Annotated in this window: 19 protein-coding genes; 13 read left to right on the plus strand and 6 right to left on the minus strand. The window is 40.6% G+C overall.

The window, feature by feature from the left end; translation table 11 throughout:
* Positions 1–128: 128 nt before the first annotated feature.
* From ald to HWV03_RS00260, 7 genes are all read left to right on the plus strand, one after another.
* The gene (gene ald / locus HWV03_RS00230) at positions 129–1244 is read left to right on the plus strand and encodes an alanine dehydrogenase (protein ID WP_211678009.1); all 1116 of its coding nucleotides are present in this window, start codon (positions 129–131) and stop codon (positions 1242–1244) included.
* 61 nt (positions 1245–1305) lie between these two features.
* Positions 1306–2304, plus strand: a complete 999-nt coding sequence (locus HWV03_RS00235; RefSeq protein ID WP_211678010.1) for a glucosaminidase domain-containing protein — start codon at positions 1306–1308, stop codon at positions 2302–2304.
* A gap of 497 nt (positions 2305–2801) precedes the next feature.
* Positions 2802–4085 carry a dicarboxylate/amino acid:cation symporter gene (locus HWV03_RS00240; protein WP_211678011.1) on the plus strand — a complete coding sequence of 428 codons (1284 nt, stop codon included), beginning with the start codon at positions 2802–2804 and terminating at the stop codon, positions 4083–4085.
* Between the two features lie 163 nt (positions 4086–4248).
* Complete coding sequence (gene ilvA / locus HWV03_RS00245; protein ID WP_211678012.1) at positions 4249–5814, plus strand: threonine ammonia-lyase, biosynthetic; 1566 nt, start codon at positions 4249–4251, stop codon at positions 5812–5814.
* A gap of 333 nt (positions 5815–6147) precedes the next feature.
* The gene (locus tag HWV03_RS00250; RefSeq protein WP_211673578.1) at positions 6148–6990 is read left to right on the plus strand and encodes a 23S rRNA (adenine(2030)-N(6))-methyltransferase RlmJ; all 843 of its coding nucleotides are present in this window, start codon (positions 6148–6150) and stop codon (positions 6988–6990) included.
* A 151-nt stretch (positions 6991–7141) separates the two neighbouring features.
* Positions 7142–8008 (plus strand): alpha/beta fold hydrolase, encoded by an 867-nt coding sequence (locus HWV03_RS00255; protein ID WP_211678013.1) that lies wholly within the window; start codon positions 7142–7144, stop codon positions 8006–8008.
* A gap of 6 nt (positions 8009–8014) precedes the next feature.
* Positions 8015–9091: a potassium channel family protein gene (locus HWV03_RS00260; protein WP_211678014.1), complete on the plus strand. Its 1077-nt coding sequence runs from the start codon at positions 8015–8017 to the stop codon at positions 9089–9091.
* Positions 9092–9187: 96 nt separating this feature from the next.
* On the opposite strand, the gene ubiK is transcribed toward HWV03_RS00260, so the two are convergent.
* The 3 genes from ubiK to ilvY all read right to left on the minus strand — a co-directional run bounded on the left by ubiK (position 9188) and on the right by ilvY (position 11088).
* Positions 9188–9424, minus strand: a complete 237-nt coding sequence (gene ubiK, locus HWV03_RS00265) for a ubiquinone biosynthesis accessory factor UbiK (protein WP_067050897.1) — start codon at positions 9422–9424, stop codon at positions 9188–9190.
* Positions 9425–9508: 84 nt separating this feature from the next.
* Entirely contained in the window at positions 9509–10120 is a 612-nt protein-coding gene (locus HWV03_RS00270; RefSeq protein WP_211678015.1) for a VC2662 family protein, read from the minus strand.
* Positions 10121–10209: 89 nt separating this feature from the next.
* Positions 10210–11088, minus strand: a complete 879-nt coding sequence (ilvY, locus tag HWV03_RS00275; RefSeq protein ID WP_211678016.1) for an HTH-type transcriptional activator IlvY — start codon at positions 11086–11088, stop codon at positions 10210–10212.
* Between the two features lie 352 nt (positions 11089–11440).
* Here ilvY and ilvC point away from each other — a divergent pair, with 352 nt between their 5' ends.
* On the plus strand, positions 11441–12916 hold the full coding sequence (gene ilvC / locus HWV03_RS00280) for a ketol-acid reductoisomerase (RefSeq protein ID WP_211678017.1): 1476 nt from the start codon (positions 11441–11443) through the stop codon (positions 12914–12916).
* Between the two features lie 186 nt (positions 12917–13102).
* Here ilvC and HWV03_RS00285 read toward each other — a convergent pair whose 3' ends face one another.
* The gene (locus tag HWV03_RS00285; protein ID WP_211678018.1) at positions 13103–13855 is read right to left on the minus strand and encodes a glutathione S-transferase N-terminal domain-containing protein; all 753 of its coding nucleotides are present in this window, start codon (positions 13853–13855) and stop codon (positions 13103–13105) included.
* 167 nt (positions 13856–14022) lie between these two features.
* Here HWV03_RS00285 and tcdA point away from each other — a divergent pair, with 167 nt between their 5' ends.
* Both tcdA and HWV03_RS00295 read left to right on the plus strand, forming a co-directional pair.
* Entirely contained in the window at positions 14023–14811 is a 789-nt protein-coding gene (gene tcdA / locus HWV03_RS00290; protein ID WP_211678019.1) for a tRNA cyclic N6-threonylcarbamoyladenosine(37) synthase TcdA, read from the plus strand.
* 287 nt (positions 14812–15098) lie between these two features.
* The gene (locus tag HWV03_RS00295) at positions 15099–16310 is read left to right on the plus strand and encodes an acetyl-CoA C-acetyltransferase (RefSeq protein ID WP_211678020.1); all 1212 of its coding nucleotides are present in this window, start codon (positions 15099–15101) and stop codon (positions 16308–16310) included.
* Between the two features lie 59 nt (positions 16311–16369).
* Here the strand turns inward: HWV03_RS00295 and csdE are convergent, their stop codons facing one another.
* Together csdE and HWV03_RS00305 are read right to left on the minus strand one after the other, a co-directional pair.
* Positions 16370–16795 carry a cysteine desulfurase sulfur acceptor subunit CsdE gene (csdE, locus tag HWV03_RS00300; RefSeq protein WP_211678021.1) on the minus strand — a complete coding sequence of 142 codons (426 nt, stop codon included), beginning with the start codon at positions 16793–16795 and terminating at the stop codon, positions 16370–16372.
* A 68-nt stretch (positions 16796–16863) separates the two neighbouring features.
* Complete coding sequence (locus tag HWV03_RS00305) at positions 16864–18084, minus strand: cysteine desulfurase (protein WP_211678022.1); 1221 nt, start codon at positions 18082–18084, stop codon at positions 16864–16866.
* A gap of 348 nt (positions 18085–18432) precedes the next feature.
* On the opposite strand from HWV03_RS00305, the gene rpmB reads away from it, so the two are divergent.
* From rpmB to rep, 3 genes are all read left to right on the plus strand, one after another.
* Positions 18433–18669 (plus strand): 50S ribosomal protein L28, encoded by a 237-nt coding sequence (gene rpmB / locus HWV03_RS00310; protein ID WP_006030956.1) that lies wholly within the window; start codon positions 18433–18435, stop codon positions 18667–18669.
* Between the two features lie 11 nt (positions 18670–18680).
* On the plus strand, positions 18681–18836 hold the full coding sequence (gene rpmG / locus HWV03_RS00315) for a 50S ribosomal protein L33 (protein WP_045108636.1): 156 nt from the start codon (positions 18681–18683) through the stop codon (positions 18834–18836).
* A 124-nt stretch (positions 18837–18960) separates the two neighbouring features.
* The gene (gene rep / locus HWV03_RS00320) at positions 18961–20976 is read left to right on the plus strand and encodes a DNA helicase Rep (RefSeq protein WP_211678023.1); all 2016 of its coding nucleotides are present in this window, start codon (positions 18961–18963) and stop codon (positions 20974–20976) included.
* Positions 20977–21001: the final 25 nt, after the last annotated feature.

Consider the following 21001-nt stretch of genomic DNA (forward strand, 5'->3'; position numbering starts at 1 on the left):
ATAAAATTTTCTTAAAATTAGATAGATCTTTAGTGATTAATTCTGCACTTCTGCGTCTATACTGCACCTATATATCGAGAAGCTTTTCTCAGCCAGTTAAATAAACCATGTATCGGAGTAAATAGCATATGATTATCGGCGTACCTAAAGAAATTAAAAACCATGAGTATCGCGTAGGTATGACTCCTGCAAGTGCACGAGAGCTTATTACACATGGCCATACAGTTTATGTTGAAACATTTGCTGGTGCTGGTATTGGTTTTAGCGACAGCGATTATGAAACTGTTGGTGCAAAAATATTAACAACTGCAGCTGAAGTTTTCGCAACTGCAGACATGATTGTGAAAGTAAAAGAGCCACAAGCTGTTGAACGTGCAATGCTACGTGATGGCCAAGTGTTATTCACTTACTTACACCTTGCACCTGATCTAGCACAAACAGAAGACCTAATTAAGAGTAATGCAGTTTGTATCGCTTACGAAACAGTAACTGATGCAAACGGTGGCTTACCGCTACTTGCACCTATGTCTGCTGTTGCTGGTCGTATGTCGATTCAAGCTGGCGCACAAGCATTAGAAAAATCACAAGGTGGTTGTGGTCTTCTTATGGGTGGCGTACCGGGTGTTGCTCCTGCAAACGTTGTTGTTATCGGCGGCGGTGTTGTTGGTATGAATGCAGCGAAAATGGCTGTGGGTATGGGCGCTAGCGTAACTATGTTAGACCGTAACCTTACTGTACTCGCTAATCTCGACAATCAATTCGATGGCCGTTTGAAAGTAGTTTATTCTACACACGATGCAATTGAAAAATATGTATTAGACGCTGATCTAGTGATTGGTGCGGTATTGGTTCCTGGTGCAGCTGCACCGAAACTGGTAACTAAAGATCTAATTTCACGCATGAAGCCTGGTGCTGCTGTTGTTGACGTTGCGATTGACCAAGGTGGTTGTTTCGAAACTTCACACGCGACGACACACCAAGACCCAACTTACATCATTGATGACGTTGTACACTACTGTGTTGCTAACATGCCTGGTGCTGTTGCGAAAACATCTACGTTTGCATTAAACAATGCAACACTGCCGTACATCATCAAGCTTGCTAATCTAGGTTGGAAAGAAGCATTGCTACAAGATGAGCACCTACTAAACGGCTTAAACGTTATCGCTGGTCAAGTAACTGTTCAAGATGTTGCTGAAGCACATAACTTACCGTTCGTTGCACCAAAGAGCATGATTTTATAATCTAGCTTTTGCAATAACGTGTTAAATTAGCACCATTATTTATTAATGGTGCTTTTTTTATATGCAAAATAAAATAACTATTTTACTCCTTCTTACTGGGCTGGCTCTATTCGGTCTCTATACAGTCCTTACATCAGATGATGTAATTGAAGTCGAAAGGTCAGATGATGCTATTGAAGTTGAAAGGTCAGATGTACCAGACTTTGCTGCGTTTAATGATGCCACCGCCAAGAAAACCGCATTCTTTAATTATCTACAACCCGCATTTGATACCGTTACTGCTGAAGTATTAGCAGAGCGCGCGCTATTAACTCAATGGCAGGCTAAAGTAGTATTAACAGCACAAGATCAAGCACAATTACAAGATATGGCGAGTATGTATAAAGTGACCGCTAATAATGATCATGCTCTGATTAATACGTTATTGTTACACGTGGATGTTATCCCTGAAGAACTGGTATTTAGTCAGTCGGCGAATGAGACGGCTTGGGGCACATCACGCTTTGCTAAACTTGGACATAACTTTTTTGGCCAGTGGTGCTTTAGCACAGGCTGTGGGATTGTACCAAATCAACGCGAGCAAGGGGCTGCGCATGAAGTGGCAAGCTTTGACTCGATCGAGGAGTCTGTTCGTTCGTATTTCCGCAATATTAATAGAAACCAAAGTTATTTGCTGCTACGTGAGATTCGTTCTGAATTACGTAAAAATGGCGATGTCATTAATGCCTGTGCACTCGCGGCTGGGTTGATTAATTACTCGGAAAGAAAAGAGGCGTACATTACAGAAGTTCGGGCAATGATCCGTCACAACCGCCAATTCTGGCGAAATAATGAAAATACGGATTATCAGTTATGTGCAGCACCGAAACCTGTGGTGACAGAAATGGTTGCAGAAGAAGAGGTTGAGTTACCGGAAACAATTACTTTAACGCCGGACTTAACTATTGTTGAAACGAAAAATAGTGATTCAGCAATAGTTGAACCTAACAAGGCTACGGATAATGCTAAAAATGTCACCGTTACGCCAGAAGAACCAATAAAACAATCTTTGGCAGAATAATCAGCTAATATATTTTGGGGTGCTCAAAGCCTTTCTGAGTGCCTTTTTTCATCAACAATCTATTTAATATACTTTCATTTTTAACACTGTTGGCTCATAAGTGTGTGGTTAAGTTAAATTTACGATATAAATCACTATCTTTGTTAAAACATGTTGGTTTTTTCTATTTTGTCCATTATCGATACAATGCCTATTTTTGAGTAGTTGAGGGTTTTTGTCGGTTTTAAGACGCTAAAATTGACGTTTCTTAATTTAAAGTGGATTTTTTTGATGATTGTGTAGATGTTACGTAGTCGTAAAATGTACAAAAGTACTTGGATATGTGACCCACCTCGACTTTCCTGTTGCTAGATGATTGAACTGCTTCCCTTCGTCAATAGAGTTGTAATACTCTCCAATCATCAAATCTTGAAGTGCAAAGAATTGTAAAAATATAAAAATAATATAATAAGCAAAAAAACACACACTACTATGATAATTGAAAGGCTGAGTTTGTTATGGATAAATCACTAAGTTCGAAAATATTTATATCCCTGTTTGTGGGCTTGTTACTGGGTACTATCGTTCAGTATGGCTTTGGTGCAGGATCGTTCCTTGATACATATTTTGTCGGTGCAGCTACTGCAGTCGGTACTATGTTTGTATCACTGATTAAATTAATGGTTGTGCCATTAGTTTTCATCTCTATTGTATGTGGTGTATGTGAACTGAAAGACATTAAAAGTTTTGGTCGCTTAGGTGGTAAAACGTTCTTCCTTTACCTCGCAAATACAGCAATCGCAATCACAGTTGCACTTATTGTGGCAATGATTGTTCAACCAGGTGTTGGTGCTAACCTTGCTGAATTAGGTGGTACTGCGGTACATCTAACATCAACAGAAACACCTGATATTGGTCAAATGATTGTTAACATCGTACCAAGTAACCCGATACAAGCATTTGCTTCTGGTGACATGTTACAAATCATCTTCATGGCAATCATTACTGGTCTGGCAATTCAAGCACTAGACAAAAAAGGTGGTCCAGCGGTTAATGCATTCCAAATCGCGAATGACATCATGATGAAACTTGTTAGCCTAATCATGAGCTTTGCCCCGTTTGGTGTATTCGCGTTAATGATTCAATTAGGTGCGACGCTTGATGGCGCAACGCTCGCTTCAGTAGCGAGTTACGTGGGTCTGGTTGTAGCATTGCTTTTAGTATGGATCTTAATTGTATACCCACTAGCGGTATGGGCAACAACGGGTATCCGTCCAGCTACATTCCGTCGCCAAGTTCGTGAACAGTTCCTATTTTCACTATCGACAGCAAGCTCAAACGCAACAATCCCAGTAACTATGCGCACCCTTACGGATAAGATTGGTGTATCGAAAACAGTTGCTGGTTTTGGTGTTCCATTGGGCGCTACGATGAACATGTCTGGTGTATCTATCTACATCTCAATTGCGACAGTATTTGCTGCCAACGCATACGGCACACCACTGCAAGTTACTGATATGTTCACTATGGGGCTAACTATCCTACTACTATCTGTTGGCGCAGGTGGTGTACCTGGTGGCGGTATCGTGATGATTGGTGTGTTACTTACACAACTTGGTCTACCTGTTGAAGCACTCGCTATTATTGCTGCGGTTGACCGTATCAATGATATGTTCTGTACTTCTGCTAACGTAATCGGTGATACAGCGGTTAATACGATTGTTGCTAAGAGTGAAGGTGAACTAAACCTTGAAATAGCACATGCATCTGAAGAAACAAATGCAGTAGCTAAAACAGCGTAATCAATTAATATAAATAGTTAAAAGGGAGCGAAATGCTCCCTTTTTTATTTCCGGTGAAAAGTTATCCTGAGTTAAACCTTTTTATCTGTTTCGATTGTTGTTATAACTAAATCATAGCGTTAACGATTGCATGTCAATGCGTTAACTTGTCAGTTATATTTCAATGGATGATCGAGTGACAAATAACGAGCCCCAACAACCCCAATCACAACTTACAGCAAGTGAATACTTATGTAAGATCCTGTTATCACCGGTTTATGAAGCTGCAGTGGTCACCCCGTTACAACCATTAACAAAATTATCTGAACGTTTGGGTAATAGTATTCTTCTTAAACGTGAAGATCGTCAACCCGTGCACTCGTTTAAATTACGCGGTGCATTTAATAAATTGGTGCAATTATCTGAAGAACAAAAATTACGCGGTGTCGTTGCTGCTTCTGCAGGCAATCATGCCCAAGGTGTTGCGCTGTCTGCGAAGAAACTGGGTATTAAAGCCATCATTGTAATGCCAGTTATTACCCCTGATATTAAAGTGAGTGCGGTGCGTGGTTTTGGTGCCGACGTTTGTTTATATGGTGATAGTTTTGATGAAGCATCAAATCATGCTAAGAAACTTTCAGCAGAAGAAGGCTATACCTTGATCCCACCGTTTGATGATCCGGATGTGATCGCGGGGCAAGGAACTATTGCGCGTGAATTGCTAGAACAAAATTCCCATTTAGATTATATCTTTGTACCTGTTGGCGGCGGTGGTCTTGCTGCGGGTATTGCTGTGTATATCAAACAATTAAAACCATCAATTAAAGTGATCGGTGTTGAGCCGCGAGACTCAGCCTGTTTACGCGCGGCATTAGATGCGGGTGAACCCGTTACGCTTGACCGTGTAGGTATTTTCGCCGATGGTGTGGCGGTAAAGCGGATTGGTACTGAAACATTCCGCCTTTGTAATGAATTTATCGATGATGTGATCACGGTGAGCAGTGATGAGATCTGTGCGGCGTTAAAAGATATTTTTGAAGATACCCGTGCAATTGCAGAACCATCGGGCGCATTAGCGCTGGCGGGATTAAAAAAATATACTGAATTAAACGGTTTACGTGATAAGAACATGGCGTCGATCTTAAGTGGTGCGAATGTTAACTTCCACTCATTACGTTATGTATCAGAGCGTAGTGAATATGGAGAGAAGAAGGAAGCGGTGCTTGCGGTGACTATCCCTGAACGTCCTGGTGCATTCTTGAAGTTCTGTGAATTAATAGGCAATCGCGCCGTGACTGAATTTAACTACCGTTATTCTAATCGTGCCGCGGCAAATATTTTTGTCGGCTTACGTACACCTCAAGGTACTGCAGAGTTAGCTACCGTCATTAAACAGCTGGAAGATGCAAAATATCCAGTGGTTGATTTATCTGAAGATGAAATGGCCAAACAGCATGTACGTTATATGGTTGGAGGCCGTCCTGCTGAAGACTTGCAAGAACGTTTGTTTAGCTTTGAATTCCCTGAACATCCGGGAGCATTACAAAAATTTCTATTAACGCTAGGTATGAATTGGAATATTACCTTATTTCATTATCGTAACCATGGTGCTGCTTATGGTCGTGTATTAACGGGTTTTGAGCTACCAGATGGTGAGATGAAAGCTTTTTCAGCTTATTTAGTTAAGTTAGGTTATCAATATAAAGAAGAAACTAACAATCCTGCGTATAAGTTTTTTCTTGCGCACTAGATAATCTCGGTGGCTCAAACTGACTCATCGTCCACCACTGAGAATTAATCAATTCTCAGTGGTGTTTCTCGATCTGCATCGCTGTAAAAATTACGCGAGTCATGTTTGCGCCTAATTCCTCTCCTTGCTGCATGGCCGTGTCCTTTGGTCAGATTCATGAAACAGTATGTATACCGCTGAACTTAGCTAATCACTATAACAACTGAAAACTTAACGAAAGTATGAATAAAGCAGACTATAGGGCACTTGAAAGATAGAATAAATAGCCTAGTTTTAAGTAAACAGTGCTACCCTTTACCGCAATTAATTTATCATTTTTATATTGGAAATATTATGCTGAGCTATCGCCACAGCTTTCACGCTGGCAACTTTGCTGATGTACTTAAACACACGGTTGAAGTATTGATTTTAGAAGCGTTAAAACAAAAGGATACGCCTTTTATTTATCACGATACCCATTCTGCCGCGGGTCGTTATAGCTTATCGAGTGCACATTCAGAAAAAACAGCTGAATACGTTGATGGTATCGCTCGAATTTGGCAACAAGGTGAAGTACCTGCGCCATTAATCCCTTATTTAAATATGATTAAGCAGTTAAATAACACGTCTACCCTGAAGCATTATCCGGGATCACCATTAGTTGCGCGTTTATTATTACGTGAACAAGATCGTATGCAAATGACGGAATTACACCCTGCGGATGTAAAATTATTAGAGCAAGAGTTTGCTGGTGATCGTCAAGCGCGCGTGTACAAGAAAGATGCTTATGAAGGGCTGAAATCCTTGCTACCTGGACGCAATAAACGTGGTTTAGTACTGCTTGATCCATCTTATGAAATCAAAACCGAGTACCGCCAGGTAGTGCAGGAGATCGCACAGACTTACCGCCGTTTTGCAACAGGCACTTATGCACTTTGGTATCCGGTTATTGAACGTCGCACTATTGATCGGCTTATGCGAGACTTTGTTGGCACTGGCATTAAAAAGATTTTAGTGATCGAATTATGCGTAAAAGGTGATACTGAAGAACGTGGTATGACTGGTACAGGTATGGTTGTCATTAATCCACCGTGGAAATTGGTTGCTCAAATGGAAGAGTTACTGCCTTGGCTAACGGAAGAATTAGCGCAAGATAAAAACGCATTTTTCCGCCTTGAATGGTTAGTTCCAGAATAAGTAAATGTAATATAGAATTACGGTATCGAAGGATATCGTAATTCTAACTGACGTAAGAATTACTTAGACAGTGTTTATTCATCTAGTTTGAAATTTAAAGGATTATAAAATAAATACAAAGAATTAGTCTCACATGTACAATAGGTAGATTATGAAGCAATGGATCGCAGAAAAATTATCAGCACAGGGCTTTGTCGCTGAAGGATTACCTTCTAAATATATAGGTGGGGAAGGAGAGCATTTGGTATTTTTTCATGCCAATGGTTTTCCGCCCGCTATGTATCAACAAATGTTACAACCACTTACCGGTGAATATAAAGTCAGCGCCGTTTACCAGCGTCCGTTATGGCCATTACCGATTCCGGATGATTTTGATAATTGGCGATTAATGATCGATGACGCTTGCCGTTTTGTTGCTGCGCAACCTGAGCCTATTACCTTAGTCGGCCATTCGATGGGTGGTTTGATTAGTATCATTTGTGCGGTACGCGAACCTGAAAAAGTCAAACAACTGATTCTCCTTGACCCGGTTATTCTTGCACCCCACATGATTTGGGTTATGCGTCATTTACCTTACTGCTTACGTAAAAGATTACCACTGGTCGAAAAAACATTAAGACGACCGAATACGTTTGTTAATATTCAGGAAGGTTTCGATTTTCACCGTAAAGTGCGTGGTTTTAAAGATATTTCTGACAGTGTATTAGCTGATTACATGGCCGAGGGTTTGTACGAAACCGACGACGGGTTTAAACTGAGCTATAGTCGTGAGTGGGAAGCCTCTATTTATCAGACAGTACCTTGGGTTTGGTCGAGCATTAAACATTTAACGACCGATACCGTGGTGATTAGGGGACGTGATTCTGATACGTTATCGACAGAAACCGTCGCTCGATTATTGCGTAAGCAGCCACACATTAAACTGGTTGAAATGGACGGTGGGCATTTGTTCCCGTTAGAGCAACCGTTGAAAACGGCTGAGCTTATTCGCCAGCACTTAGCCATTAATAAGCATTAGGTCAATATGTATATATCTAGATTAATTAGCCTAGCGTTACGCAAGCTCACTGCTGAACTGCGTTGGGCGAATCTATTTTTTATTTTTTGTAGTTATTTAGCTGTCGTATGGGGATTGTTATGGTTAGCGGATGAAAGCACGTTAATTGAACCGCTGACATTTTTCTATTACACCGTCGTGGTGATTAGCACTGTTGGTTTTGGTGATTTATCACCGACGACTGCACATGGCCAACTTGTTGTCGCTTTGGTACAGATCCCTTTTGGGTTATTAATTTTTGGTGCCGCGATTGGTAAAACCACGCAAGCAATAGTGACACTAGCAAGGAAAGGTATGAACGGAAAAAAAGATTTTAGTACTTATAGCGACCATATTTTAATTTTAGGCTGGCGTGCGCATCGCACTAAACGGATTTTAGATCTGATTCTTGCCGATAAAAAGCGGTATAAACGCAAGATAATTTTGTGTGTAGAGCGTGATATGAACCATCCGTTTCCACAACTGCTGGATGTGGAGTTTGCCAAACTAGAATCTTTCACCGATCATGATGAATTAGTGCGTATTGCGATCGCACAGGCGAGTTCTATTATTGTTGATGGTGAAAATGATGAAATGACGCTATCGATGGCATTAAGTGCTTCATCACATGCCTCAAAACAGGCGCATATCAGTGCTTATTTTCATGAGGAAAGTAAAGCTGATCTGCTGCGTGCACATTGTCCCAATGTCGAATGTGCAAGTTCACGCCATGCCGAAATTTTAGTACGAACGATGCAATCGCCCGGTGCCAGTATTGTCCATGAACAATTGTTTTCTACGCTTGATGAAGCAACATTATATTGCTTAACATTAGAGGATGCGCCGGAAATGACGGTCGGTGATGTCTTTCAGCCTCTGCGAGAGAAATATAGTATGACGTTGATGGCAATTGCTGACGATGAAAAAGGCACTGGGTTTAAATTAAATCCGGCCATGGATACACAGCTTCGGTGTGGACAGGTATTACATTATATCGCCAATGAACGGATCCGTAAGCACGAGATAAATTGGGTCGATGTATTATTGCTGAAAATAGATAAGTAGGCAGGTATGGAGAACTAAAAGTGAGCTATAACGGAATTTTAGTTCGTGCCTGATACTGTTAACAATGATCATAGTTAACAGTATCAGGCCTAAGTACTATTTTTCTAGTTCTGTTAAACGAGCTTCTAGTGCTGCTAATTTTTCACGCGTACGCAATAGTACTTTGGTTTGTACTTCAAACTCTTCACGGTTAACTAGATCAAGCTTGTTTAGTTGTGATTGCAATACTTGATGGATCTTCTTTTCTACTTCGGTACCTAACGATTTGACACCCGTTGGTAGTGAGTCATGTATTTGTTTCGCTATTTCTTCTAATTTTTGTGGCTTGATCATACGGCACCTAATTACGGAGTGAGTTTAACTATTCGTTAATTTCGTTTGATGGTAGTCTAGCATTTTAATTATCGATTAATCGACCTAAAATGATCGCTTAAAATTGATCAGGGGTAATATTTTTACCACCCCATTTTCAGCATAGTTTAATAAACCAATCTGTAAACCCTGTAAGTTTTCTGTTACGTTGAACAGACCAAATTGAAACTTAGTCGTTTTCGCATAATTCATCACACCAAAATCAACAAGAGATAACCGGTCGCTATAGTTAATTAAGCCTATATTGGCGCCTGCCACTGTTTTTGATAAATTAACCATGGCTAAATTGACGCCTTTCACATGGCTGGTATTATTCACAAGTGCCATGTTAAAACCGGTATCTTGACCTAGATGCCAGTTAAATAAACCAAATGATGCTCCTGAAAATTCCTCGTTTACTTTACTTGCGCCAAGCAATAAATTAAAACTTATGCCGTCGAGTTTATCGACTTCAGATAAACCTAATACAGCCATATCAAAGCCTTGTACTTTTTCTGTTTGACCATGGAATAATGAAAAACGGAAACCATTAACATCCTGACTCTTTGGTGCATTGAGGCCGACCGTGGAAAATTGTGCTGGTACCTCATTGGCGACCGCTGTTTGGCTTAGACTTAAAGCGACTAGTATTGCCATGCCTATTTTTTTGAAACCCATGAAAACTCCATAGTAACAATGATGAGAGAAGAGTAGATTCCTATTATAACGGAACGCTATTGTTATTCTTAATAATAATTTATGACAAATCAATGATTAATCATACTAAAAAAGGCTTCAATCGAAGGTTCGTCAAAGCGTTTTCGCTGGCAGCATAAACCGAGATCGAATGGATCGATTGTATTACTGTTTTCAAAGGTTAATACACGGTCTCTGACGGGACTGTTATCAACCACAACTGCGGGGGCAATACCGACCCCAAGTCCTAATGCGACCATACTAACAATGGCTTCATGACCCGCAACCGTGGCATAAATACTCGGCTTAATTTTCATTTGTTTAAACCATTTATCAATTCGTTTACGTGCAGGGCCGTGCTCAGGTAAGATAAAAGGCACGGCATTCCAATTAATATTATCTTGCATAATTTGCTGTTGAACTTGGCAGGAAATCACCGGGGTAATGATTGAAAGGGGTACTTTTGCAATCTCGACAAATTTTAATCGATTCGATATTTGGTCTGGATGTGCTGCAATGGCAATATCAATTTTTTCTTCATCAACCAGTTGCATGCCCATCGCAGCATCTCCGGTAATCAGTTTTAGTTCAACATTGGGGTGCAATAAGCGGAATTTATCGAGAATTGGTGGTAAATGACTATAGGCTGCGGTCACTGAGCAGAAAATTGTAAGCTCACCATCAAGTTCGCCGCTGTGATTATTCAGGTCTGCTTTCAGTTGAGTCCAGTTTTCGAGAGTTTGTTGGGCGAAGCTTTGTAGTCGTTTCCCACTTTCGGTTAATGCAACTGAGCGATTATCTCGGGCGAATATTTGGCTGCCAACCGCTTCTTCTAAACGCTGCATGGTGCGGGTCAGTGTTGATGTACTGACATGCATCGCTTCTGCCGTTTTCCCGAAGTGTAAAGTGGCCGCTAAATGTAAAAAAAGTTGTAGTGAACGAATATCCATATTTCACCTTATTCTTAGTGGGCTTAATTGTTATTTTCTGTGTGTAATCATTAATGATAATAATGGGTTTAAGTGTAAGACATTGTAATTAATTATAATGGAATGATTTAGTCTAAAACTCTGTATTTATATTTATAGTCGGGTTTAAATTTTACTGGTTTGGTATTTTCTTTGTTTTAACACCGCGTTCGAACGGCGATCTTGTATATAAATGCGAATGTTGCGTTTATTGCAACACTATATTGTAAATATATCATTTCCAGCAATGTGTAACTTAGCATATAGTGAGTGGTAGAGCATCACTGGAGTGGTGATAGCGCATTCAAATTACAAAATTCTCATGGAGAGCAACATGGCTAACTATTTTAACACTTTAAACTTACGCCAGCAGTTAGAGCAACTTGGTAAATGTCGTTTTATGGATCGCAGTGAGTTTGCTGACGGTTGTAACTTCATTAAAGACTGGTCAATTGTTATTGTGGGTTGTGGTGCACAAGGCCTAAACCAAGGTCTAAACATGCGTGACTCGGGTCTTAACATTTCTTATGCATTACGTGCTGCGGCGATTACAGAAAAACGTCAGTCATTCTTAAATGCATCAGAAAATGGTTTCGTTGTTGATACTTATGAGAATTTAATTCCACAAGCAGACCTAGTTCTTAACCTTACACCTGATAAGCAGCATTCAAATGTAGTTGAAACTATCATGCCGCTAATGAAGCAAGGTTCAACGCTGTCTTATTCTCACGGTTTCAATATCGTTGAAGAAGGTATGCAAGTACGTGAAGACATTACTGTAGTAATGGTTGCGCCTAAGTGCCCTGGTTCTGAAGTTCGTGAAGAATACAAACGTGGTTTCGGTGTACCGACACTGATCGCTGTTCACCCTGAAAATGATCCTAAAGGCAATGGCCTAGCAATTGCAAAAGCATACGCTTCTGCAACGGGTGGCGATCGCGCGGGTGTACTTGAGTCTTCGTTTGTTGCTGAAGTTAAATCTGACCTGATGGGTGAGCAAACTATCCTATGTGGTATGTTACAAACTGGGGCAATTCTTGCGTTTGACAAAATGGTTGCTGACGGTAAATCACCAGCATACGCAGGTAAACTAATTCAGTTCGGTTGGGAAACCATCACTGAAGCACTTAAGTATGGCGGTATCACTAACATGATGGATCGCCTATCGAACCCTGCAAAACTTAAAGCATTCGATATGGCTGAAGAAATGAAAACAACACTTCGCCCATTATTCGAAAAGCACATGGATGACATCATTACGGGTCACTTCTCATCAACGATGATGACTGACTGGAAAAACGATGATGTGAACCTACTTAAATGGCGTAAAGAGACTGGCGAAACTGCCTTTGAGAATTACCCTGAATCAGACATCGTGATTGACGAGCAAGAGTTCTTCGACAACGGTACATTATTCGTTGCTATGATTAAAACGGGTGTTGAACTTGCGTTTGAAAGCATGGTCGCATCAGGTATCGTTGATGAGTCTGCATACTATGAATCACTACATGAAACGCCGCTAATTGCGAACACAATTGCCCGTAAGCGTTTATATGAAATGAACGTTGTTATTTCAGATACAGCTGAATATGGTTGTTACCTGTTTGCTCACGAAGCGGGACCACAACTACGTGAGTACGTAAATTCATTACCAACTGAACTAATGGGTTCTGCATTTTCTGCTGAATCAAATGGCGTCGATAATGCGCGTTTAATCGAAGTTAACGACGAAATTCGTAATCACCCTGTAGAAGCTATCGGTAAGAAATTGCGTGGTTACATGTCAGACATGAAGAAAATTGTTGGCTAATACCTGATATAAGTATCAAGGTTTAGTTGATATAGCCCAGTAAGCATGATTATGTTTACCGGGCTTTTTTATGCAAATATCCGATAGAATTATATTAGAAAAGGAGAGCGAATAGCTTAACAAGATATACTTTAGTTACCCATCATAAGCGTTTGCTATCCTCGTATTTTCATCTGGTCACATTAATTATTTTATAGCATACGTCGCGATCAAATATTTCACGATTGCTTTTGACTCAAACATATCTATGTTGGTGTTTGGATCTTTCAAGAAAGGTACTTGTACTGTGCCATGCTCTGCAAAAAAAGCACTGCGCTTAGTTGCTGGTAATGGGCTGTATTCTCCAGGGCTTAAACGTCGTGTTGCAGGACCAAGTTCACCAAATTGTTGCTTACCTAAATTAACCAATAAATACGGCAGTTCTAATTCACATAGCGTCTCACGAACAGGGCGTGAATAAGGGCTACTTTCAAAACTGTATAATACTAGTGGGTCAGTAGGTTTTAATGCTGGTTTTTTAATTTTACCTGCATTGCAGCGGATCAGCGATGCACTTGTTGAACTCGCATAATTAAAAATATTCGCGCGTAACCGAATCGGTGCACTGCTATTCGCATAATGCTTGTATAGATAGCTGATGATTTCAGACGCTGAATTTAAGATGATCTGGGTGTTCTTATCAATCAAGAATGGAATTTTATCTGTGCTGTACATTTCTTGTAGCTCTTGCCTGTGACGCTCTCCACCTTTGGGGCAGGGAATAATAAGCACATCAAGATTCAATTCTGAAATAGCTTCACGTACTAAGCGACAAAGTGGGTCGGCTTCGTTGTCATACATGATTAACGGATCTTGCTCATTAATCGTGGTTTTTGCCGCTTTGGTACCCGCCCATAAGCGGGTTTGTGAAGCCAGAGTAGAAGTCAGTAGATCAAACATAGCGTAAATCCGTCTAGTTAAAGCTTCATTTTAAATGCACAAATTTGAAAAATCTGTCTAGTCTGGGGTAGGATAATATTATTCTGATAGAAGTGTTATTTATCGCAAACTTTGAGTTATGAGATTGAATCAGTATAATGCGTTTTTTGCTTGATTTGGGGTAGGGTATGTCGGCCGAATATGACAATCGTTTTGGTGGTATTGCACGTTTATATGGACTAAAAGCACTGCAGTTTTTTAATCAAGCACATGTGTGTGTGATTGGTATTGGTGGTGTGGGTTCTTGGGCGGCAGAAGCGTTAGCGCGTTCGGGTATCGGTAAGATCACGCTGATTGATATGGACGACATTTGCGTAACCAATACTAACCGTCAAATTCATGCATTAAAAGACACTATCGGTCAGCAAAAGATTGATGTGATGGCGGCGCGTATTCATGCCATTAATCCGGAATGTGTAGTTAATCTTATCGATGACTTTGTCAGTACCGATAATATTGGCGAGCACCTCAGTACAGATTATGATTATGTGATTGACGCGATTGATAGCGTACGTTCAAAATCGGCGCTCTTAGCGTATTGCAAACGAAACAAAATCAAATGTATAACTATTGGTGCGGCAGGTGGGCAAATCGATCCAACGCAAATTCAAGTGACTGACTTAGCTAAAACGTATCAAGATCCATTAGCTGCAAAAGTACGTTCTGACTTGCGTCGTTTACATAACTTCACTAAAAATACCAAACGTAAATTTGGTATTGAATGTGTGTTTTCTACGGAGCAACTCATTTACCCCAGTTCTGATGGGGAAGTATGCATGACTAAGAATTTTGCAGATGGCGCAACTGGCATGGATTGTTCAAGTGGTTTTGGCGCTTCCACCGCAGTGACGGCAAGCTTTGGTTTGGTTGCCGCTTCACGTGTATTGAAAAAATTAGCAGAGAAAGCGAACGTCTAACACGCTCATTTAGTTTATTTTATTAACGCTATTATGCGTTGAATTATGAGCTTAAGGTGACTTAAACCAGTTAATACAGATAGTGTTAACTGGTTTTGCTTATTAAAATCAGCACGCTCTTTTTCTCATTTTCATATTCAATTCTACAGCTTCCGATAATCCCCTTTATTGTCATCCATCTACTTTGATTTGATCTGCGCTAAATTCGGTTATGTTAATAACTTGTGATAGTATTCAAACATATGTTTGAAAAATTAAACTGATCACATCAAGTAAGGAAACAAGGTATGAGTAAAGTATTTATCGTTGCAGCAAAACGTACAGCCCTTGGTAGTTTCGGCGGCAGCTTAGCGAGTGTTGATGCCGCTACATTAGGCGCAACGGCGATCAAAGGCGCATTAGCAGCAGCAAAGGTGGATCCTGAGCGCGTTGATGAAGTCATTGTTGGTAATGTGATTAGTGCTGGACAAGGCATGGGCCCTGGTCGTCAAGCGGCAATGCAAGCGGGTATTCCTGCAACTGTGCCTGCTTATACGTTAAACATGATCTGTGGTAGTGGCATGAAAACGATTATGGACGGCGCGGCACATATTAAAGCTGGTGATGCGGACATCGTGGTTGCTGCTGGGATGGAAAGTATGTCTAACATTCCTTATTTGATGCCATCGAAAACACGTTTTGGCTCTAAAATGGGCAACATGACCATGGTTGATGCCATGATTAATGATGGTTTGACTGATGTATTTAACAATTACCATATGGGCATGACGGCAGAAAATATAGTTGACCAATTTGGTTTAACCCGTGAACAACAAGATACGTTTGCAGTCGGCAGTCAACATAAAGCAATCGCTGCAATTACAGCAGAACGTTTCGCTGACGAAATTGTACCAGTTGAAGTAAAAGTGCGCCGTCAAACGCAAAGTTTTGCAACTGATGAGTATCCAAAAGAGAATACCAGTGTCGAAGGTTTAGCTAAACTACGTCCTGCATTTAAAGCGGATGGCTCGGTGACGGCGGCTAATGCATCTGGTATTAATGATGGTGCTGCAGCTATTATTTTAGCCTCTGAAGCGGCGGTAGAAAAATACGATTTAGAGCCAATGGCAGAGTTAATCGCTTATGGTCAAGGTGGTATTGATCCACAAGTTATGGGGCTAGGCCCGGTTCCTGCGATTGAGCAAGCGCTAAAACGTGCTGATATGTCATTAGAGCAGATAGAATTATTAGAGTTAAACGAAGCCTTTGCTGCACAAGCATTAGGGGTAATGACTAATCTGACTCAAGAGCATAATGTTGATATGGACTGGTTTGCTGATAAAACCAATGTGAATGGTGGCGCGATTGCTTTAGGTCATCCTCTGGGGGCTTCCGGTAGTCGTATTACTGTGACGCTATTACATGAGATGAAAAAACGTGGGGTAGATTACGGTTTGGCATCACTGTGTATTGGTGGGGGCATGGGAACTGCGTTGATTGTTAAAAACCTGCAGAAATAGTAGGACATCAGTTGATATATAAGTGGCGTTAATCAATACACCACTTATATTCTCGTTTATTAGGCGGCTTGGATCGCTGCGATCACCGCTTTTAAACCATTGCCACGAGAAGGGCTAAGTTGTTGCATAAAACCAAGCTGAGCAAAATAGTCATCAATATTAAATGCTGCGATTTCAACGCGCGTTTTACCATTAACGGCTGCTAATAATGCCGCCATTAAACCTTTAACAATACGCGCATCTGAATCCAGACCAAACCATAGTCGTTCATCATTGTCACAACTAAACGCTAACCAAGCCTGACTTTCACAGCCTTTAATTTGATTTTTTGTTACTTTATAGTCATCAGTCAACGCTGGGATTTTATTACCGAGCAAAATTAATTGGCGGTATTTATTTTGCCAGCCATTTTGCGCGGTTAATAAAGTCATTACATCGCTACTGGTAATTTCGTTACCAAATGGGCTCGACGAGAAATCGGTCATGATCATTCCTGTATTACCAACCAGACATAAAGTCTCGCGGGATAAAGTTAATTTTTTATTTATTGATATTAGAGTAAATCTTGCAATTCATTTAATGCTGTAATGAAGAAGTCTATTTCTGCTTTTGTGTTATAAATGGCGAGTGACACACGAATGGTACCGGATAAGTTAAGGCTCTGCATTAAAGGTTGTGCACAGTGATGACCGGTACGCACTGCTATGCCTTGTAAATCTAACAGCATACCCACATCACCATTATGGGCGTCTCCCATAGTGAAGCTGATGCCACCTGCACGATGTTGAGGTGAACCGATAATCTTAATGCGTGGCATTTTTTCGAGTTGCGCCGTGGTGTAGGCTAGTAGTTCAGCTTCGTGATCTGCCAGCGCTTGTCGATCGTAACTCTTTAGAAAAATCATGGCGCGCGCAAGGCTGATTGTTCCGGCAATATTCGGTGTACCCGCTTCAAACTTAAACGGCAATTCGTTATAAGTTGTATGTTCAAAGCTGACGGCTTTAATCATTTCACCACCGCCTTGCCAAGGCGGCAGCTGATTAAGCAAAGTCTCTTTACCCCAGAGCACGCCGATACCGGTGGGGCCATACATTTTATGCCCAGAGAATACATAAAAATCACAACCGAGAGCTTGTACGTCTACCTCCCAATGTGAAATAGCTTGGGCACCATCGATTAATACCTTTGCGTTAGTTTGTTTGGCTAAAGCAATGATCTCTTCAATAGGATTAACTGTGCCAATCGCATTAGATACATGGCTAACGGCAACAAGTTTGGTTTTATCGCTTAATAACGACTTGTAAGCCTGCATATCGATATCTGTTGATGGCAATAGAGGAATGACTTTAAGAATCGCCCCTGTACGCTGTGCTAGCATCTGCCAAGGCACAATATTAGCGTGGTGCTCTAGGGTTGAAATGATAATCTCATCCCCAGCTTGAAATTCTGTTGTTAAGCAGTTCGCGATTAAGTTGATCGCTTCTGTAGTGCCACGGGTCCAAATGATTTCTTTACTGCTATTTGCATTAATAAATTGCGCGCAGATATCACGGGCATTTTCATACGCGGATGTTGCTTGCGCGCTGAGTGCATGTGAAGCGCGATGTACATTTGCGTTAATGTCTCGATAATAGGTATTAATCGCCTCGAGAACACACAAGGGCTTTTGACTTGTCGCTGCATTATCTAAGTAAATTAATGGGTGATCATTCACTTGTTGGGATAATACGGGAAACTGTTGTCTAAGGTCGGTTAATTCTATATCGTTAAGCATTGGTGTAAACTCACTATCAAGGAGTGGGGATTATAACCTGAAAAAAAGGGTTTCGCATTTGTACATTTAGGCGAATTGAAATACTTTTTGCAATTATTATGATTTAATTTTTATTGCTTTTTTTTGGCCTTTTTTTTGTGTTTTAAACTGTTTTACTTCACTTTGGATTAAAAAGTAACCGTTAACGCTTGTTTTTAGCACTACTTTTGTGTGTTTAAAGGTGGTGATATTTTGCACTATTATTGATTTATGTCTGGGTTTACTGTATAAACCGAGCATTAAAAGTATACCTAGTAGCTTCAAATGCGACTATGTAGACACTTATATTTGAAGTTATTGGAGCACACTATGTCAAAAGTATGCCAAGTTACTGGTAAAAAACCAGCTGTTGGTAACAACGTTTCTCACGCAAAAAACCGCACTCGTCGCCGTTTCTTGCCAAACCTACATACACACCGTTTTTGGGTTGAGAGCGAAAACCGCTTTGTAAAATTACGTCTTACTTGTAAAGGTATGCGTATTATTGATAAAAAGGGTATCGATTCAGTTCTTGCTGAAATGCGTGCCCGTGGTGAGAAGGTTTAAGGAGCTATATTATGCGCGATAAAATTCGTCTGAATTCATCAGCTGGTACTGGTCACTTCTATACCACTGATAAAAACAAAAAAAACATGCCTGAAAAAATGGAAATCAAAAAATTTGATCCAGTTATTCGTAAGCACGTTATGTACAAAGAAGGCAAAATCAAGTAATTCTTGATTGCGTATTCAATGTATAAAAAATGCCAGTTATTTATAACTGGCATTTTTTTATGTTAATTTTGCTACAATCTAATATCTACTTCTTTTCTTAATGTTTTAGTCTGGTGTTGTCGCTATGAAAATGAATCCCCGTCAGGATGAAGCTGTTAAATATATTTCCGGCCCTTGCCTAGTACTCGCTGGTGCAGGCAGTGGTAAAACACGTGTTATTACCACCAAAATTGCTCACCTAGTGCAAAATTGCAGTTATCAGGCCAAGAATATTGCTGCGGTAACTTTTACCAACAAAGCGGCGCGTGAGATGAAAGAGCGTATTGCTCAAACATTGGGTAAAAAAGAAGCAAAAGGCTTAATGGTATCGACGTTCCATACCTTAGGTTTAAATATTATTCGTAAAGAATATAAAAGTTTAGGTATTAAACAAGCATTCACACTGTTTGATGATCAAGACCAGCTCGCCTTACTAAAAGAGCTTACTCAAGAGACGCTCGAAGAAGATAAAGAGCTTATCGACCAATTACGTAGCGCTATTTCGAATTGGAAAAATGAGTTGGTATTACCGCCACAAGCAACTGCCCGTGCGCAAATGCCCCAAGATAAATTATTTGCCCAGTGCTATGACGATTATATGCGCCATATGAAAGCGTATAACGCCTTGGATTTTGATGACCTAATCATGATGCCAACCTTGTTGTTACGACTAAACGACGAAGTACGCGAACGCTGGCAAAATAAGATCCGCTATTTATTAGTGGATGAGTATCAAGATACCAATACCAGTCAATATGAGTTGGTGAAACTAATTGTAGGCCAGCGTGCTAAATTCACCGTTGTAGGTGACGATGATCAGTCTATCTATTCGTGGCGTGGTGCGCGTCCTGAAAACCTCACGTTATTGCAAAAAGATTTTCCTGGTTTGAAAGTGGTAAAGCTAGAGCAAAACTATCGCTCGACGCAACGTATTCTTAAAGCCGCAAATATTTTAATTGATAACAATCCGCATGAGTTTAATAAGCGTTTATTCAGTGAACTTGGGTATGGCGATCCGATTAAAGTGTTCACGACCAAAAATGAAGAGCATGAAGCGGAAAAAGTCGTATCAGAACTATTAGCACATAAATTTATGGCACGCAGTGAATATAAAGATTATGCGATATTATACCGTGGTAACCATCAATCACGGTTATTTGAAAAAGCCTTAATGACCAACCGTATACCGTATAAAATCAGCGGCGGTACATCATTTTTCTCACGTGCTGAAATCAAAGACATGATGGCTTATCTGCGTTTGTTAGTGAACCCTGATGATGATAATGCGTTTTTACGTGTGGTGAATGTACCACGTCGTGAGATTGGTCCGACAACATTAGAAAAGTTAGGTAATTATGCCAACATGCGTAATATCAGTTTGTTTGCTGCCAGCTTTGAAATGGGCTTAGAACAAACCCTCACTGGACGTGGTTTACTTGCCGTTCGTGGCTTTACCCGTTGGCTAGTTGAGTTAGCGGATCAAGAACAGCGTAGTGATAGTATCGATGCTGTGCGTGATATGGTGCGTGATATACATTATGAAGACTGGTTGTATGAGACTAGTCCTAGCGCTAAAGCCGCTGAAATGCGAATGAAGAACGTGTCAGAGTTATATCGTTGGGTTACAGAAATGCTCAAAGGGGATGATCTCGATGAAGAGATGACGTTGGCACAAGTGGTTACCCGCTTAACGTTACGTGACATGCTCGAGCGCAATGAAGAAGAAGATGACTCCGATCAAGTACAGCTAATGACTTACCATGCTTCGAAAGGGCTGGAGTATCCTTATGTATTCATGGTCGGCATGGAAGAGGGGATTTTACCGCATCAAAGTTCCATTGATGACGATCCAAATGTTGAAGAAGAACGTCGTTTAGCCTATGTGGGGATCACTCGAGCACAAAAAGTATTGTTCATGATGTTATGCAAAGAGCGCCGTCAATTTGGTGAAGTAGTAAAACCCGAGCCAAGTCGATTCTTGCTTGAATTGCCGCAAGATGATCTGGAATGGGACTTACGTAAAAAACCTGACTCTCCCGTTGAAAAGCAAGAGAAAGGCAAACGTGGTGTTGCAAACTTAAGAGCCCTCTTTAACAAGTAGCTGACAAAGTATAAATAAAATAACG

This window comes from Moritella sp. 36, from assembly GCF_018219415.1.
Taxonomy (GTDB): Bacteria; Pseudomonadota; Gammaproteobacteria; order Enterobacterales; family Moritellaceae; genus Moritella.